The organism is Pseudomonas sp. S3_C06 (assembly GCF_054667675.1).
Map to the genome: position 1 here is coordinate 3,276,228 of NZ_CP162747.1, position 18,052 is coordinate 3,294,279.

The 18,052-nt window shown below is 58.3% G+C and carries 12 protein-coding genes and 1 tRNA gene; 10 read left to right on the forward strand and 3 right to left on the reverse strand.

Annotation, left to right across the window (positions count from 1 at the left end):
• Window positions 1–287: 287 nt before the first annotated feature.
• From AB4N44_RS14560 to AB4N44_RS14575, 4 genes are all read left to right on the forward strand, one after another.
• Entirely contained in the window at window positions 288–2,210 is a 1,923-nt protein-coding gene (locus AB4N44_RS14560) for a PrkA family serine protein kinase (RefSeq protein ID WP_007910115.1), read from the forward strand.
• 121 nt (window positions 2,211–2,331) lie between these two features.
• On the forward strand, window positions 2,332–3,603 hold the full coding sequence (locus tag AB4N44_RS14565; RefSeq protein ID WP_007910114.1) for a YeaH/YhbH family protein: 1,272 nt from the start codon (window positions 2,332–2,334) through the stop codon (window positions 3,601–3,603).
• Window positions 3,600–5,162 (forward strand): SpoVR family protein, encoded by a 1,563-nt coding sequence (locus tag AB4N44_RS14570; protein ID WP_127930000.1) that lies wholly within the window; start codon window positions 3,600–3,602, stop codon window positions 5,160–5,162. The genes AB4N44_RS14565 and AB4N44_RS14570 overlap by 4 nt, the downstream gene beginning before the upstream one ends.
• A gap of 63 nt (window positions 5,163–5,225) precedes the next feature.
• Window positions 5,226–6,449 (forward strand): multifunctional CCA addition/repair protein, encoded by a 1,224-nt coding sequence (locus AB4N44_RS14575; RefSeq protein ID WP_127930001.1) that lies wholly within the window; start codon window positions 5,226–5,228, stop codon window positions 6,447–6,449.
• 90 nt (window positions 6,450–6,539) lie between these two features.
• Here AB4N44_RS14575 and folK read toward each other — a convergent pair whose 3' ends face one another.
• Window positions 6,540–7,055, reverse strand: coding sequence for a 2-amino-4-hydroxy-6-hydroxymethyldihydropteridine diphosphokinase (folK, locus tag AB4N44_RS14580; RefSeq protein ID WP_460108618.1), 516 nt, complete (start codon window positions 7,053–7,055; stop codon window positions 6,540–6,542).
• Window positions 7,046–7,402 carry a dihydroneopterin aldolase gene (gene folB / locus AB4N44_RS14585; protein ID WP_127930003.1) on the reverse strand — a complete coding sequence of 119 codons (357 nt, stop codon included), beginning with the start codon at window positions 7,400–7,402 and terminating at the stop codon, window positions 7,046–7,048. The genes folK and folB overlap by 10 nt, the downstream gene beginning before the upstream one ends.
• Window positions 7,403–7,476: 74 nt before the next feature.
• Here folB and plsY point away from each other — a divergent pair, with 74 nt between their 5' ends.
• Window positions 7,477–8,046, forward strand: a complete 570-nt coding sequence (plsY, locus tag AB4N44_RS14590; protein WP_064390790.1) for a glycerol-3-phosphate 1-O-acyltransferase PlsY — start codon at window positions 7,477–7,479, stop codon at window positions 8,044–8,046.
• A gap of 23 nt (window positions 8,047–8,069) precedes the next feature.
• Here plsY and tsaD read toward each other — a convergent pair whose 3' ends face one another.
• Entirely contained in the window at window positions 8,070–9,095 is a 1,026-nt protein-coding gene (gene tsaD, locus AB4N44_RS14595; RefSeq protein ID WP_034155077.1) for a tRNA (adenosine(37)-N6)-threonylcarbamoyltransferase complex transferase subunit TsaD, read from the reverse strand.
• 199 nt (window positions 9,096–9,294) lie between these two features.
• On the opposite strand from tsaD, the gene rpsU reads away from it, so the two are divergent.
• From rpsU to AB4N44_RS14620, 5 genes are all read left to right on the forward strand, one after another.
• On the forward strand, window positions 9,295–9,510 hold the full coding sequence (gene rpsU, locus AB4N44_RS14600) for a 30S ribosomal protein S21 (RefSeq protein ID WP_002551877.1): 216 nt from the start codon (window positions 9,295–9,297) through the stop codon (window positions 9,508–9,510).
• A gap of 485 nt (window positions 9,511–9,995) precedes the next feature.
• The gene (gene dnaG / locus AB4N44_RS14605; RefSeq protein WP_460108616.1) at window positions 9,996–11,960 is read left to right on the forward strand and encodes a DNA primase; all 1,965 of its coding nucleotides are present in this window, start codon (window positions 9,996–9,998) and stop codon (window positions 11,958–11,960) included.
• A 67-nt stretch (window positions 11,961–12,027) separates the two neighbouring features.
• Window positions 12,028–13,872: an RNA polymerase sigma factor RpoD gene (gene rpoD / locus AB4N44_RS14610; RefSeq protein WP_038363308.1), complete on the forward strand. Its 1,845-nt coding sequence runs from the start codon at window positions 12,028–12,030 to the stop codon at window positions 13,870–13,872.
• Window positions 13,873–13,998: 126 nt separating this feature from the next.
• The gene (locus tag AB4N44_RS14615) at window positions 13,999–17,745 is read left to right on the forward strand and encodes a bifunctional diguanylate cyclase/phosphodiesterase (protein WP_460108615.1); all 3,747 of its coding nucleotides are present in this window, start codon (window positions 13,999–14,001) and stop codon (window positions 17,743–17,745) included.
• Between the two features lie 15 nt (window positions 17,746–17,760).
• Window positions 17,761–17,837: transfer RNA gene (locus AB4N44_RS14620), tRNA-Ile, on the forward strand.
• Window positions 17,838–18,052: the final 215 nt, after the last annotated feature.

The window sequence follows — 18,052 nt, forward strand, 5'->3', positions numbered from 1 at the left end:
ACGCGCAGGCCCCGGCTGCCGTGGGCCTGCGCGGGCAGACGAACGGTCTTGCCACAACTAATTACGTATCTCGCCTTTACCTCCCGAATTCCCAACTATCCTTAAGCCCAGGCCATCCAAATCAGGGGAGAGCCGGTACACCGGCGCACGGGTCATCGGGAGTGACTTTCACGATTGTCGATCGTGGAAGTGTTCTGGGGGGTAAACAAACAGCTGCCAAAACGGTTGTTTGCCAGCATCGACTGAGTGATCCGGCGTCGGCTCCACGTATCGAGCGAGGTGACGTCATGAGTATCTTTAGCCACTTCCAACAACGCTTCGAGTCCACACGCCAGGAAGAACTCTCGCTGCAAGAGTACCTGGAGCTGTGCAAGAAAGACCGTAGCGCCTACGTTTCCGCCGCCGAGCGTCTATTGCTGGCCATCGGCGAACCGGAACTGCTCGACACCTCGACCAACTCGAGGCTGTCACGCATCTTCTCCAACAAGGTGATCCGTCGCTATCCGGCCTTTGAAGACTTCCACGGGATGGAAGAATGCATCGACCAGATCGTCTCGTATTTCCGCCACGCCGCCCAAGGCCTGGAAGAGAAGAAACAGATTCTCTATCTGCTCGGCCCCGTCGGCGGCGGTAAATCGTCGCTGGCCGAGAAGCTGAAACAGTTGATCGAAAAAGTGCCCTTCTACGCAATCAAGGGCTCACCCGTATTCGAATCGCCGCTGGGTCTGTTCAACGCCACCGAAGATGGCGCGATCCTCGAAGAAGACTTCGGCATCCCTCGGCGCTACCTGAACACCATCATGTCGCCATGGGCGACCAAACGCCTGGCCGAATTTGGCGGTGACATCAGCCAGTTCCGCGTGGTCAAACTGTATCCGTCGATCCTCAATCAGATCGCCGTGGCCAAGACCGAACCGGGTGACGAGAACAACCAGGACATCTCGGCGCTGGTCGGTAAGGTCGACATCCGCAAACTCGAGGAATACCCACAGAACGACGCCGACGCCTACAGCTATTCCGGTGCGCTGTGCCGGGCCAACCAGGGCCTGATGGAATTCGTCGAAATGTTCAAGGCACCGATCAAGGTGCTGCACCCATTGCTGACCGCTACTCAGGAAGGCAACTACAACAGTACCGAAGGCCTCGGCGCGATTCCGTTTACCGGGATCCTGCTCGCCCACTCCAACGAATCGGAATGGCACACCTTTCGCAACAACAAGAACAACGAAGCGTTCATCGACCGGATCTACATCGTCAAAGTGCCGTATTGCCTGCGCGTCAGTGACGAGGTGAAGATCTACGACAAACTGCTGTTCAACAGCTCCCTGGCCAAAGCGCATTGCGCGCCAGACACCTTGAAGATGCTCGCCCAGTTCACCGTGCTTTCGCGCCTCAAGGAGCCGGAAAACTCCAACATCTATTCGAAGATGCGTGTCTACGACGGCGAAAACCTCAAGGACACCGATCCGAAGGCCAAGTCGATTCAGGAATACCGCGACTCGGCAGGTGTCGATGAAGGCATGAATGGTCTGTCGACCCGCTTCGCCTTCAAGATCCTGTCCAAGGTGTTCAACTTCGATCCGCACGAAATCGCCGCCAACCCGGTGCACTTGCTCTATGTGCTGGAACAGCAGATCGAACAGGAACAGTTCCAGGCCGAAACCCGCGAGCGCTATCTGCGCTATCTCAAGGAATACCTGGCACCGCGTTATATCGAATTCATCGGCAAGGAGATCCAGACCGCCTACCTCGAGTCTTACAGCGAGTACGGCCAGAACATCTTCGACCGCTACGTGCTGTACGCGGACTTCTGGATTCAGGATCAGGAATACCGCGATCCGGAAACCGGCGAGATCCTTAACCGTGTCGCGCTGAACGAAGAACTGGAGAAAATCGAGAAGCCGGCCGGCATCAGCAATCCGAAGGATTTCCGCAACGAGATCGTCAACTTCGTATTGCGCGCCCGCGCCAACAACAACGGCAAGAACCCGACCTGGCTCAGCTACGAAAAACTGCGGGTGGTCATCGAGAAGAAAATGTTCTCCAACACCGAAGACCTGCTGCCCGTCATCAGCTTCAACGCCAAGGCCAGCAAGGAGGATCAGCAAAAGCACAACGACTTCGTCACTCGAATGGTCGAACGCGGCTACACCGACAAACAGGTACGGCTTCTTTCCGAATGGTACCTACGGGTCCGGAAGTCGCAGTGAAGCAGCTGCAAGCTTCTAGCTACAAGCTGCAAGAACAAAGCGCGTAACCCAGAGATGCCCGGGAACCTGCTTTTACTTGCAGCTTGAAGCTCACAACTTGAAGCTGCCCGGAGGGCTTCCTATGAGTTATGTGATCGACCGACGTCTCAATGGCAAGAACAAGAGCACGGTAAACCGCCAGCGTTTCCTGCGGCGCTATCGTGACCACATCAAGAAGGCTGTCGAAGAGGCGGTCAGTCGGCGCTCCATTACCGATATGGAGCACGGCGAACAGATCAGTATTCCCGGTCGCGACATCGACGAACCGGTGCTTCACCACGGCCGCGGCGGCAAGCAGACCGTGGTTCATCCCGGCAACAAGGAATTTACTGCCGGCGAACATATCGCACGGCCACCTGGAGGTGGCGGCGGACGCGGTCCGGGCAAGGCTGGCAACTCCGGCGAAGGCATGGACGAGTTCGTCTTCCAGATCACTCAGGAAGAGTTCCTCGAATTCATGTTCGAAGACCTCGAACTGCCGAACCTGGTCAAGCGTAACCTGAGCGGCACCGACACCTTCAAAACCGTACGCGCAGGGATCAGCAACGAAGGCAACCCGTCACGGATCAACATCATCCGCACCCTGCGCTCGGCGCACGCACGGCGTATCGCCCTGTCCGGCAGCAGCCGCGCGAAACTGCGCGAAGTCAAAGAGGAACTTGAGCGACTGAGACGCGAAGAGCCAGACAACTTCGGCGATATTCAGGAACTCGAAGCGGAAATCGAAAAACTCAGTGCGCGCATCCACCGCGTGCCGTTCCTCGATACGTTCGACCTGAAATACAACTTGCTGATCAAACAGCCGAACCCGAGCTCGAAAGCCGTCATGTTCTGCCTGATGGATGTTTCCGGCTCCATGACCCAGGCGACCAAGGACATCGCCAAACGCTTTTTCATCCTGTTGTACCTGTTCCTGAAACGGAACTACGACAAGATCGACGTGGTGTTCATCCGCCACCACACCAGTGCCCGGGAAGTCGACGAAGAAGAGTTTTTCTATTCGCGGGAAACCGGCGGCACCATTGTTTCCAGCGCCCTGAAACTGATGCAGGAGATCATGGCCGAGCGTTACCCGAGCAACGAGTGGAACATCTACGCGGCGCAGGCTTCCGACGGCGACAACTGGAACGATGACTCGCCGATCTGCCGTGACATTCTGATCAACCAGATCATGCCGTTTGTGCAGTACTACACTTACGTGGAGATCACCCCGCGCGAACATCAGGCCCTGTGGTACGAGTACGAACGCATCGCCGAAGCCTTCTCTGACACTTTTGCCCAGCAGCAACTGGTCTCGGCCGGGGATATCTATCCGGTCTTCCGTGAACTCTTCCAGCGCAGGTTAGTGACATGACCGCCAAAGAGCAGAAGCGCCAACCCATTTCCACCGGCTCCGAATGGACGTTCGAGCTGATCCAGACCTACGACCGCGAAATCGCCCGGATCGCGGCCCGCTATGCACTGGATACCTATCCCAACCAGATCGAAGTGATCACCGCCGAGCAGATGATGGACGCCTATGCCTCGGTCGGCATGCCGCTGGGTTACCACCATTGGTCCTACGGCAAACACTTCCTCAGCACCGAAAAATCCTACAGCCGTGGACAGATGGGCCTGGCCTACGAAATCGTGATCAACTCCGATCCGTGCATTGCTTACCTGATGGAAGAAAACACCATCTGCATGCAGGCGCTGGTCGTGGCGCACGCGTGCTACGGCCACAACAGTTTCTTCAAGGGCAACTACCTGTTCCGCACCTGGACCGATGCCAGCTCGATCATCGATTACCTGGTGTTTGCCAAGCAGTACATCATGCAGTGCGAGGAGCGCCACGGCATCGATGCGGTGGAAGACCTGCTCGACTCCTGCCATGCCCTGATGAACTACGGCGTCGACCGCTACAAGCGGCCGTATCCGATTTCCGCCGAAGAGGAAAGGCGGCGGCAGAAGGATCGCGAAGAGCACCTGCAGAAGCAGATCAACGATCTGTGGCGCACCATCCCCAAAGGCGCAGACAAGTACAGCGACAGGGACAACGCGCGCTTCCCGGCCGAGCCGCAGGAAAACATCCTGTACTTCATCGAGAAACACGCGCCGTTGCTGGAGCCTTGGCAGCGCGAGATCGTGCGGATCGTGCGTAAGATCGCCCAATATTTTTATCCACAGCGCCAGACCCAGGTGATGAACGAAGGCTGGGCGACGTTCTGGCACTACACGCTGATGAATGACCTGTACGACGAAGGGCTGGTCACCGACGGTTTCATGATGGAGTTCCTGACGTCGCACACCAGCGTGGTGTTCCAGCCGGGTTTCGACAGCCCTTACTACAGCGGCATCAACCCTTATGCACTAGGCTTCGCCATGTACCGCGACATTCGGCGCATGTGTGAAGAACCTACCGAAGAAGATCGTCACTGGTTCCCGGAAATCGCCGGGAGCGACTGGCTGTCGACCATCAAATTCGCCATGAGCAGCTTCAAGGACGAGAGTTTCATCCTGCAGTATCTGTCGCCGAAGGTGATCCGTGACCTGAAACTGTTCAGCATCATGGATGACGATCAGAAGGACGACTTGCTGGTGCCTGCGATTCATGACGAACCCGGCTACCGGATCATTCGCGAAACCCTTGCTGCGCAGTACAACCTCGGCAATCGTGAACCGAACGTGCAGATCTACAGCATTGATCGGCGCGGGGACCGTTCACTGACCTTGCGTCACCAACAGCACGATCGCAAACCGCTGGGAGACTCCACTGACGAGGTGCTTAAACATCTGCATCGCTTGTGGGGCTTCGATATCCATCTGGAAACCCTGCAAGGCGACCAGATCATGAAAACCCATCACGTTCCGCCGCGCAGTGAACACAGCGAAGGGGATTACGGCCGGCTCGACCTCGCCGTCATTCATCTTTGAAACGGTTCTGGCCTCCGAAAGTCCGACACAAGAGTTATCCTGTCGGGCTAACGGAGGTTTTTTATGCAGATTTTCAAGGTTGGCGGTGCCGTACGTGATCGCTTGCTGGGCAAACCGGTTACGGACATCGATTGGGTGGTGGTCGGCGCCACAACAGAAGAAATGCTCGCCAAGGGTTATCGCCCGGTCGGCTCGGATTTCCCGGTATTTCTTCACCCAAAAAGCGGCGAGGAATACGCCCTCGCCCGCACCGAGCGTAAAAGCGGTCGCGGTTATGGCGGCTTCACCTTTCACGCCAGCCCCGAAGTCACGCTTGAAGAAGACCTGATTCGTCGCGACCTGACCATCAACGCCATGGCCGAGGACGATCAGCTGAACCTGACCGATCCGTACCATGGCCAGCGCGATCTTGAAGCTCGAATCCTGCGCCACGTTTCTCCGGCGTTCGCCGAAGATCCTCTCCGCGTTCTGCGTGTTGCCCGCTTTGCCGCGCGTTACGCCGGGCTCGGCTTCACGGTCGCGCCGGAAACCCTGGAACTGATGCGCCAGCTCAGCGAGTCCGGTGAACTGGAGGCGTTGACCGCCGAACGCAGCTGGAAAGAAATCTCCCGTGCACTGCTGGAAGATCGGCCGCAGGTATTTATTGAGGTGCTACGCGACTGCGGCGCGTTGAAGGTACTGATGCCGGAAGTCGACGCGCTTTTTGGTGTGCCACAACCGGAAGCGCATCACCCGGAAATCGATACCGGCCTGCACACACTCAGCGTGCTGGAGCAGTCGGCGCTGCACAAACAGCCGCTGACCGTGCGCTGGGCTTGTCTGCTGCATGACCTCGGCAAAGGCCTGACGCCGGAAGAAGAGTGGCCACGGCACATCGCCCATGAGCACACCGGCCTCAAGCTGATCAAAGCGGTCAACGAACGCTTCAAGGCGCCGAAGGATTGTCAGGAGTTAGCGCTACTGGTCGGCAAGTACCACACTCATGGACACCGGGCGCTGGAGTTAAAGGCTTCGACATTGCTGGAGCTGCTGCAGAGTTTTGACGTGTATCGCCGACCGCAGCGCTTCGAAGAATTTATTGCTGCGTGCGAGATGGATGCGCGGGGACGCAAAGGGCTGGAACAGAGAAGTTATCCACAGGCGGATTACTTGCGCGGCGCTGCCAAGGTTGCGCGGGAAGTCGCGGTGCAACCGTTGCTGGAGAAGGGATTCAAGGGGCCGGAGCTGGGTGAGGCGCTGAAGCGTGAGCGACTAAAGGCGTTGAAGGCTTACAAAGAGAACGCCTGAGGCAAGATCAGGAGATCGCAGCCTGCGGCAGCTCCTACGCGGGAATATGCGTTTCTCTACAGGAGCTGCCGCAGGCTGCGATCTTTTGCTTTAAAGATTCGGCGGGGTTAACTGCTTACCCCGCCACTCGAACGCCACCGGCGCCAGCACCTGATCAATCTGCGCCTCAGCCCACAACATCGCGAAGCTTTTTCCCATACCCGGATGCATGCGATCCGGCGCAATCAGCGACAGCGGCCACAGCACAAAGGCATTTTTCAGAATCTCCGCGCGCGGCAGAACCAGCCCGTCGAAATTTCCCGCCAGTTCGCCATACAGCAGCACATCGATATCCAGCGGCAGCCCCTTGCGATCCGGTGCGTAGCGACCGTTGTCCGCCTCAATGAATTTCAAGCGACGATCCAGCTCCATCAGCGGCAGGTCGGTATACGCCGACACCACAAAGTTGAAGAACGGCCCGCTTTTGATCCCGACCGGCTGGCTTTCGAACACCGCCGAACAGCGGATATCCACCAGAAACGTCGCCAAAGCGTCGAGACCAGCGCACAGATGAGTTTCGCGCTCGATATTGCTACCGAGCCCGAGGTAGACCTGAGTCAGCGACATCCGCGCTCGATCTCCACACCCACGCCACCCTTGGCCGCTGGCACCGCACCTGGCTTGGTCAGCTTCAAGCGTACCCAAGTGATGTTGAATTCGCTCATCAACACTGCGACCAGACGCTCGGCAAAGGTCTCGACCAATTGAAACTGCGCCTGCTCGGCAAAGGCCTGGATTCGCGCGGATACGCTGGCATAGTCGAGCGCCAGGGTCAGGTCGTCACCAGCGGCGGCCGGGCGATTGTCCCAGGCGAAGCTCAGATCAAGTCGCAGGCACTGTCGGATGCCGCGCTCCCAGTCGTAGGCACCGATCACGGTGTCGACTTCCAGGCCCTCGATAAACACTCTGTCCAAGCACTTCTCTCCACTGCACGACAAGGGCGCAATGCGCCGTTAGAATCAGGGCGTCCTCGCCCGGAATAGTTAGCATGTTTTGGTTACTGGCGACTCTCGCCTACCTGCTCGGCTCGCTGTCCTTCGCCATTTTGCTCAGCCGCCTGACCGGAAACCCGGATCCGCGAATGAGTGGCTCGGGCAATGCCGGCGCCACCAACATGCTGCGCCTGGCCGGTCGCAAACTGGCGATCCTGACCCTGCTCGGTGATCTGTGCAAAGGCCTGGTGCCGGTGCTGATTGCCTCGGCAGTGGGCCTTTCGCTACAGGATCAGGCGTGGATCGGCGTGTGCGCCGTGATCGGTCACCTGTTCCCGCTGTACTTTCGCTTTCGTGGCGGCAAGGGTGTCGCCACCGCTGCCGGCATGCTGCTGGGCCTGTATCCGCCCGCCGCGCTGCTGGCAGTATGCGCCTGGTTGCTGACGTTTTACCTGACCCGCACCAGCTCGCTCGCAGCACTGATCGCCACGCCCTTGACCCTGCCGCTGCTGGCCTGGCAGGAACCGGAGGCGCTGTTGCCGATGAGCGCGCTGACACTGCTGATCGTCTGGCGCCACCGCGGCAATCTACGCGACCTGTTTGCCGGGCGCGAACGGCATTTCTGAATACCGTCCATGAGCGCCACTCATCACAGCGCCGACAACTGCTCCATCGGCCAGCGCGCCTGCACGCTGATTGCCAGACTTTCCTGCTGACCGGCCTGCAAGCGCTGGCAACCGGCAAACGCGATCATCGCGCCATTGTCGGTGCAGAACTCGGGACGGGCGTAGAACACATCACCTTTCATGTCGCCGAGCATCTTTTCCAACGAAACGCGCAAGGCTTTGTTGGCGCTGACGCCACCAGCGATCACCAGACGCTTCATGCCGGCCTGCTTCAGGGCCCGTTTGCACTTGATGGTCAAAGTCTCCACCACGGCCTGTTGGAACGCCAGCGCGATGTCGCAACGGGCTTGCTCGTTGTCGTCCCCGGCGCTGACGCACTGCTGCCAGGCGTTGAGAGCAGAGGTTTTCAGACCACTGAAGCTGAATTGCAGACCCGGGCGATCGCACATCGGACGCGGAAAGGTGAAACGTCCTGCGACGCCCTTCTCGGCCAGTTTGGCGATTTCCGGGCCACCCGGATAATTGAGGCCCATCATCTTCGCGGTTTTGTCGAACGCTTCACCGGCAGCATCGTCGAGGGTCTCGCCGAGCAGACTGTACTGGCCAATGCCATCGACCTGAACCAGCTGCGTATGACCGCCGGAAACCAACAAAGCGACGAACGGAAATTCCGGCGGTTTTGGCTCAAGCATCGGCGCCAGCAAGTGGCCTTCCATGTGGTGCACACCGAGCGCAGGAATACCCCAGGCAAAGGCCAGTGCCTGAGCACAGGAAGCACCGACCAGCAGCGCGCCAACCAGCCCAGGACCCGCGGTATAGGCGATTGCATCGATCTCGGTCGGCACGCAGTCCGCCTCGGCCAACACCTGACGGATCAAGGGCAGCATGCGTTTTACGTGGTCACGCGAGGCGAGCTCCGGCACCACACCGCCATAGGCACGGTGCAGGTCGATCTGGCTGAACAGTGCGTCGGCCAGCAGGCCACGTTCGCTGTCGTATAATGCGACGCCGGTTTCGTCGCAGGAGGTTTCTAATCCCAGTACTAGCATGGGTTTGCGCCTTGTTTAGGCTGAATTCGAAGGCGCGCATAATAGTCGCCGCGTGATGCCCCGACCAGCGGTTTTCGATCAGAGGCTTTGCATTCCGAGCGATGAGGGGTTAACATCCGCAACCCTTAAAAACCGACGTCTTCAAGTGCTCTTTTGCCGCGAGGATGTTGACCCCGGTAATGAATGAAGGTAGCTCTGGATGCCAGCCGTCAAAGTTAAAGAGAACGAACCCTTCGACGTAGCTCTGCGTCGTTTCAAGCGCTCCTGCGAAAAAGCCGGTGTACTGGCTGAAGTTCGTAGCCGCGAATTTTACGAGAAGCCAACTTCTGAGCGTAAGCGCAAAGCAGCAGCCGCTGTTAAGCGTCACGCCAAGAAAGTTCAGCGCGAACAGCGCCGCGCCGTTCGTCTGTACTAATACACAGACGTTCGTAGCAAGCTTCTTGCCTAAGCCCGGCTCTCAGCCGGGCTAATGGCATTTGCGTAAAACGCTTGATGCTTCACCGTCGAAGCCGCACACGCGACCGAGACAAATCTGCTTCACACGTCAGACCTGGCTCTTTTGCCAGCGGTGCACGTCTTTTCTGACGAGCCTTTCAAGGCTACTGACGAGCACACCCACTGATTCCTCTCACGACGATCAGCCCAAGGCACCTGCATGCGTGCCCGCTTTATTGAGCTATCCGAGGCCCTCAACCAGCCGTCAGCGGATTCAGCGCAACACTTTCAAATAGTCGAAGACTGATGAGTACTAACGTCAGTGGATTTTCGGCAGATACACTTCCCGACAGCGATTACGCAGACGACACCGGTCGAGCCGCATATTTTGCGTGCCTACAGTAACGACCCGCGTCCGACCGCCCTTCGTATCGGACTATTTACAGCGCAGACGACGAGAACGCCATGGCCGGGCTGATTCCCCAGAGCTTCATTGACGACCTGCTGAACCGCACCGACATCGTCGACGTGGTCAGCTCGCGCGTGCAATTGAAGAAGGCCGGCAAGAACTACACCGCCTGTTGCCCGTTTCACAAAGAGAAAACCCCGTCGTTCAGCGTCAGCCCCGACAAGCAGTTCTATTACTGCTTCGGCTGCGGCGCCGGCGGCAATGCCCTCGGCTTTCTCATGGATCACGACAACCTGGATTTTCCTCAGGCTGTCGAAGACCTGGCCAAAGCCGCCGGCATGGAAATCCCTCGCGAAGAAAGCGGCCGCGAGCGCAAGCCACGGCAACCGACCGATTCGCCGCTATACCCGTTGCTCACCGCCGCCGCCGACTTTTACAAGCAGGCGCTCAAGAGCCATCCCGCCCGCAAGGCTGCCGTGGATTACCTCAAGGGCCGCGGCCTGACCGGCGAAATCGCCCGCGACTTCGGTCTCGGTTTCGCGCCGCCGGGCTGGGACAACCTGTTCAAACACTTGAGCAGTGACACACTCCAGCAGAAAGCCATGATCGACGCCGGCCTGCTGATCGAGAACGCCGAAACCGGCAAACGCTATGACCGCTTCCGCGATCGCGTGATGTTCCCGATCCGCGATACCCGTGGGCGGATCATCGCTTTCGGCGGTCGCGTGCTAGGCGACGACAAGCCGAAATACCTGAACTCACCGGAAACCCCGGTATTCCATAAAGGCCAAGAGCTCTACGGCCTTTATGAAGCGCGCAAGAACAACCGCAACCTCGACGAAATCATCGTCGTCGAAGGTTATATGGATGTCATCGCCCTCGCCCAGCAAGGCTTGAAGAATGCCGTCGCAACACTGGGCACGGCGACCAGCGAAGAACATCTGAAGCGCCTGTTCCGTGTCGTACCCAACGTACTGTTCTGCTTCGACGGCGACCAGGCCGGCCGCAACGCCGCGTGGCGCGCACTGGAAGCAACGCTGTCGAGCCTTCAGGATGGACGTCGCGCACGCTTTCTGTTTCTGCCCGAAGGCGAAGATCCGGACACCCTGGTGCGTGCCGAAGGCACTGACGCCTTCAAGGCCCGGATCAATCAGCACGCTCAGCCGCTGGCAGATTATTTCTTCCAGCAACTGACCGAAGAGGCCGATCCACGCTCGCTCGAGGGCAAGGCCCACATGGCCACCCTCGCCGCACCGCTGATCGACAAAGTGCCTGGGGCGAACCTGCGCATCCTGATGCGTCAGCGCCTGACCGAAATTACCGGCCTGAGCAGCGAGACCGTCAGTCAGCTCGCACAAAGTGCGCCGCAGGAAGCACCGCCCGCCTACGATCCAGGCATCGATTACGACGCAATGCCGGATTACAGCGACTACCATCAGCCGCAGGCACAAGACATGTATGTGCCGCAGCAGGAGTGGACGCCGAAGAAACCCGGTGCTGGCGGTAAAAAATGGGACAAGAAGCTCTGGGACAAGAACGGCAAGCGTGGTGGTGATCGCGATCAGCAACGCCCGCGCACGCCGATTGGCGTCGAATCGCCAACCCTGACCGCCCTGCGTACGTTGCTCCATCACCCGCAACTGGCCGAGCGCGTCGAAGATGCCGGACACATTGCGGACGAGAATCAGACCAACGCCCAGTTACTTGTGGCGCTGCTCGAAGCCGTACAGAAGAATCCCAAGCTAAACTCATTTCAGTTGATCGCGCGATGGCACGGCACTGAACAGGGTCGCCTGCTCAAGGCACTGGCAGAAAAGGAATGGCTGATTGACGGAGATAACCTTGAACAACAGTTTTTCGACACCATTACTAGCTTGTCAGCCCGCCAACGCGAGCGAAATCTGGAACAGTTGCTCAGGAAAGCGCGTCAAAGCGAATTGAGCATCGAAGAGAAAAATCAACTGCGCGACCTATTAAGTCGCAATGTTTCCGCATCAAACCCGACCTCAACTGGCGCGTGAGGTCATAGCTCAGGTATAATCCTCGGCTTGTTTTTTGCCCGCCAAGACCTTCAGTGGATAGGGTGTTATGTCCGGAAAAGCGCAACAGCAGTCTCGTATTATTGAGTTGATCAAACTGGGTCGTGAGCAGAAGTATCTGACTTACGCCGAGGTCAACGACCACCTGCCCGAGGATATTTCAGATCCTGAGCAGGTGGAAGACATCATCCGCATGATTAACGACATGGGGATCCCCGTACACGAGAGTGCTCCGGATGCGGACGCCCTTATGTTGGCCGACGCCGATACCGACGAGGCCGCTGCGGAAGAAGCAGCCGCTGCGTTGGCAGCGGTGGAGACCGATATCGGTCGCACCACTGACCCAGTGCGCATGTACATGCGTGAAATGGGTACGGTCGAGCTTCTGACTCGTGAAGGCGAAATCGAAATCGCCAAGCGTATCGAAGAGGGCATCCGTGAAGTGATGAGCGCAATCGCGCACTTCCCTGGCACGGTTGACCACATTCTCTCCGAGTACACCCGCGTCACCACCGAAGGTGGTCGCCTGTCCGACGTTCTGAGCGGTTATATCGACCCGGACGACGGCATTGCGCCGCCTGCCGAAGTGCCGCCGCCTGTCGAAGCGAAAGTGGCGAAAGCCGACGACGACACCGACGACGATGAAGCCGAATCTTCCGATGACGAAGAAGAAGCCGAAAGTGGCCCGGATCCGGTCATCGCTGCCCAGCGCTTCGGCGCCGTGGCTGACCAGATGGAAATCACCCGCAAGGCCCTGAAAAAGCACGGTCGCAACAACAAGGCAGCGATTGCCGAGTTGCTCGCACTGGCCGAGCTGTTCATGCCGATCAAACTGGTACCGAAGCAATTCGAAGGCCTGGTCGAGCGTGTTCGCGGTGCCCTGGATCGTCTGCGTCAGCAAGAGCGCGCGATCATGCAACTGTGCGTACGTGATGCACGTATGCCACGCGCCGATTTCCTGCGTCAGTTCCCGAGCAACGAAGTCGACGAAAGCTGGTCCGACGCCCTGGCCAAAGGCAAGAGCAAGTACGCCGAAGCCATCGGTCGTGTGCAGCCGGATATCATTCGTTGCCAGCAGAAACTGATCGCGCTGGAAACCGAAACCGGTCTGACCATCGCAGAAATCAAGGACATCAACCGTCGCATGTCGATCGGTGAGGCCAAGGCCCGCCGCGCGAAGAAAGAGATGGTTGAAGCCAACTTGCGTCTGGTGATCTCGATCGCCAAGAAGTACACCAACCGCGGCCTGCAATTCCTCGATCTGATCCAGGAAGGCAACATCGGTCTGATGAAGGCGGTGGACAAGTTCGAATACCGTCGTGGTTACAAGTTCTCGACTTATGCCACCTGGTGGATCCGTCAGGCGATCACTCGCTCGATCGCCGACCAGGCCCGCACCATCCGTATTCCGGTGCACATGATCGAGACGATCAACAAGCTCAACCGTATTTCCCGGCAGATGCTGCAGGAAATGGGTCGCGAACCGACTCCGGAAGAGCTGGGCGAACGCATGGAAATGCCTGAGGACAAGATCCGCAAGGTATTGAAGATCGCTAAAGAGCCGATCTCCATGGAAACGCCGATCGGTGATGACGAAGACTCCCATCTGGGTGACTTCATCGAAGACTCGACCATGCAGTCGCCAATCGATGTCGCCACTGTTGAGAGCCTCAAAGAAGCGACTCGCGAAGTACTGTCCGGCCTTACTGCCCGTGAAGCCAAAGTACTGCGCATGCGCTTCGGTATCGACATGAACACCGACCACACACTCGAAGAAGTGGGCAAACAGTTTGACGTAACGCGTGAGCGGATCCGTCAGATCGAAGCCAAGGCGCTGCGCAAGCTGCGCCACCCGACGCGAAGCGAGCATCTGCGCTCCTTCCTCGACGAGTGATACCAGAACCCCCGGCCCAGGCCGGGGGTTTTGTTTATATGGCAGATTAAATCCTTCGCAACGCCCCTCCCCCGCATACCCCGTCTACACTCGAAACAATCATCCCCGAGCCATAACGAGAGCGTTATGCCCAGATTGGCGTCCGTGCTTTTTTTGCTGTCACTGATGATCTGGACCGCAACGGCTGACGCGCTGACTCTGACCGATGAAGAACGTAGCTGGCTGGCGGCTCACCCGGACTTGCGCCTGGGTGTCGATGCGTCGTGGCCGCCCTTTGAATTTCGCGACGACCAGAACCGCTATCAGGGCCTGGCGGCCGACTATATCGACGTGATTCGCCAACGCCTGACGATCAAATTGACCCCCATCGAACCGGTGAGCTGGACGGTGGTGCTGGAACAAGTGAAGTCGGGCAAGATCGACCTTCTACCCGGCATCATGTCCACCCCTGAACGCCAGACCTACCTGTCGTTCACCCGCCCTTATCTCGACTTCCCGATCGTCATCCTCGCCCACATCGGCGGCGCGCAACCACGCAAGCTCGACGACCTGTACGGCTTGAAGATCGCCGTGGTGGAAAACTATGCACCCCACGAACTGCTGCGCACCCATCACCCTGATCTGAATCTGGTGGCTATGCCGAATGTCAGTTCGGCATTGCAAGCGCTGGCGACCGACGAAGTGGACGCCGTTGTCGGCGACCTCGCTTCCAGTGTCTGGAGCCTGCGTCAGCTCAAGCTCGACGGTTTGTACGTCAGCGGCGAAACCCCTTATCGCTACCAACTGGCGATGGCCGTGCCCCGTGACAACAAGGTACTGGTGGGGATTCTCGACAAAGTGCTGGCCGACATGAGCCTGGATGAAATCAGCAGCATTCAGGAGCATTGGGTCGGCAACGTCCTTGATCACCGGACATTCTGGTCGGACCTGCTGATCTACGGTTTACCGGGGCTGTTGTTGTTGGTGACGATTCTCGCCGTGGTAATCCGCATCAACCGCCGCCTGAGTTCGGAAATCGCCCGACGCATCGACCTCGAACAGGAATTGCGCAGCAGCGAATACCACTATCGCGGCCTGGTCGAGAGTCTGTCGGCCATTGCTTGGGAAGCGCGGATGAGCGACTTCACCTACAGCTATGTGTCGCCCCACGCCGAAGACTTGCTCGGCTACCCACAATCCCATTGGCTGATCCCCGGTTTCTGGCACAACATCATTCATCCGGCCGATCTGACTCGCACGCAAAGTTACTGCAAAGAAGCCCTGCGCGAGGGTCGCGATCACATCGTCGATTATCGTGTCATCACCGCTGACGGCCGTTGTTTGTGGGTGCGCGACATCGTCAGCCTGATCGAACACGGTCATGAGCCGGTGATGCGCGGCTTGATGATCGACATCAGCGAAATCAAGCGCACTGAAGAGGCGCTGCGGCTTTCGGAACAGAAATTCGCCTCGGTCTTCCAGCAATGCCCGGACATTCTGGTGATTGCACGGCTGTCCGATGGCTGCCTGCTGGAGGTCAACGAAGCGTTTGAAGAACAGATCGGGCTGAAAGCCGAGGAAGTGCTGGGGCAAACGGCGACCGACCTCAATATCTGGGGCATTCCCGGCGTCGGTCCGGGGCTGCTGCAGCGTTTGCAGGCGGGCAGTATTCGCAATCTGGAGATGCCCTTTCGCCGCAACAACGGCCAGTTGTTCACCGGCCTGATTTCCGCCGAGCCGTTTGATCTGGATACCACGCCAGCCTTGGTGGTCGTTGTACGTGACATCACCCAGCTCAAGGAAACCCAGCAGCAACTGCAAACCTCCGAGGAGAAGTTCGCCAAAGCCTTCCATGCCTCACCGGACGGTTTGTTGTTATCGCGCCAGAGCGATGGCTTGCTGCTGGAGGTCAACGAAGGTTTCAGTCGTATCACCGGTTTCAATAGCGCCATGTCGGTGGATCGCTCGGCGCTGGATCTGGGCATCTGGGTCAATCTCAATGAACGCAAACAGATGCTCGACCTGTTGCATCGCGACGGTTTTGTGCGCGACTTCACCTGCCACATCCGCCGCAGCGACGGGCAGATTCGCCTCTGTGAAGTCTCCAGCCGTCCGCTGCCGATCGGTGAAGAAGACTGCATGCTGACCATCGCCCGGGACATCACCGAGCGCCATCTGATGCAGGAAAAACTACAACAAGCCGCCACCGTGTTCGAAAGCACCGCTGAAGGCGTATTGATCACCGACACCCAACAGCACATCAGTGCGGTCAACCGTGCCTTTACCGAGATTACCGGTTACAGCGAAAGCGAAGCGCTCGGGCATACGCCTCGCCTGCTCGCCTCCGGCCTGCACGACAGCGCCTTTTACGCGGCAATGTGGCACCAGTTGACCGACGAAGGTCACTGGCAGGGCGAGATCTCCAACCGGCGCAAGAACGGCGAGTTGTACCCGAGCTGGCTGACCATCAGTGCTGTGCGCAACCGCGACAAGTTCATTACTCACTTTGTCGCGGTATTTGCCGACATCTCCAGTCTCAAGCATGCGCAAGCCAAACTCGACTATCAGGCACACCACGACCCGCTCACCGGCCTGCCGAACCGCACACTGTTCGAAAACCGCCTGTTGATGGCACTGAACAGTCAGCAGGAAAACGGCGGTCAGGGCGCCGTGCTGTTTCTCGATCTCGACCGCTTCAAACACATCAATGACAGCCTCGGCCATCCGGTCGGCGACCTGCTGCTCAAGGGCATCGCCGTGCGCCTGAAAGAGCAACTGCGCGACATCGATACCGTGGCGCGTCTGGGCGGTGACGAATTCATCATTCTGCTGCCCGGCCTGCAACAGGCCAGTGATGCCGACAACATTGCCACCAAACTGCTCAACTGCTTTGGTGCGCCGTTCCAGGCTGGCGAGCATGAGTTCTTCATCAGCGCCAGCATCGGCACCAGCCTCTATCCACGGGACGGTTGCGACGTCGCCACACTGGTGAAAAACGCCGACGCAGCCATGTACCGCTCCAAGGCCAAGGGCCGCAACCGCGTCGAGAGCTACACCCGCGACCTCACGGCCCAGGCCAGCGAGCGCATCGCGCTGGAACACGAACTGCGCCGGGCTATCGAGCGCGATGAACTGTTTCTCTACTACCAGCCGAAAATCAGCCTCGACGATCATCGCCTGGTCGGTGCAGAGGCGCTGATTCGCTGGCGTCACCCGACTTTCGGCGACGTACCGCCAGAGCACTTCATTCCGTTGGCCGAAGAGAACGGCATGATCCTGCAGATCGGTGACTGGGTGCTGGAGACCGCGTGCCGGCAAATGTTCGAGTGGAATCAGATCTACGACAGCCTCGGCCCACTCTCGGTAAACCTCGCCGGCGCGCAACTGCGTCAACCGAATCTGCTTGGGCGCATCGAACAACTGCTCAACGACAACCACCTGCAGCCGGATTTACTGCAACTGGAAATTACCGAGAATTTCATCATGAGTCAGGCCGAAGAGGCGCTGGCCGTGTTGCACCAGCTCAAACACCTCGGCGTACAACTGGCGATCGATGATTTCGGTACCGGATATTCCTCGCTCAGTTACCTCAAGCGTCTGCCGCTGGATATCCTCAAAATCGACCAGTCGTTTGTCCGCGGATTGCCCGACGACCCCCACGACGCGGCCATTGTCCGAGCCATCATCGCGCTGGGACGGAGCATGCAATTCACGGTCATCGCCGAGGGCGTGGAAACCCAGGCGCAACAACAATTCCTCGCCGCTGAAGGTTGCGAGCAGATCCAGGGCTACATTGTCAGCCTGCCGTTACCACCAGAAGAATTCGCAGCAACGTTTCTTCGTGTAACCGTATCGGATTATTCGGATAGCACAGCCGAGAAACCGTCGCTATAATCCGCGACCTACTGAGGGCCTATAGCTCAGTTGGTTAGAGCAGAGGACTCATAATCCTTTGGTCCACGGTTCAAGTCCGTGTGGGCCCACCAAATTGAAAGCCGCGCTAAATGCGCGGCTTTTTCTTGGGCGATGGATTAGGGTTCGACGTCTTGGCGAGCGTAATGTACGGAAGGCCATTGTTAGGAATACAACCGCAAGATCTGTAGGAATGTTCCCAAACTAAGTTTTCTCCCCTCTCCGCGCGTTGTTGACCGTTTCTCCAGACGAGTAATCTCCGGACGCCTCCGCCAGTCCAGGATCGATT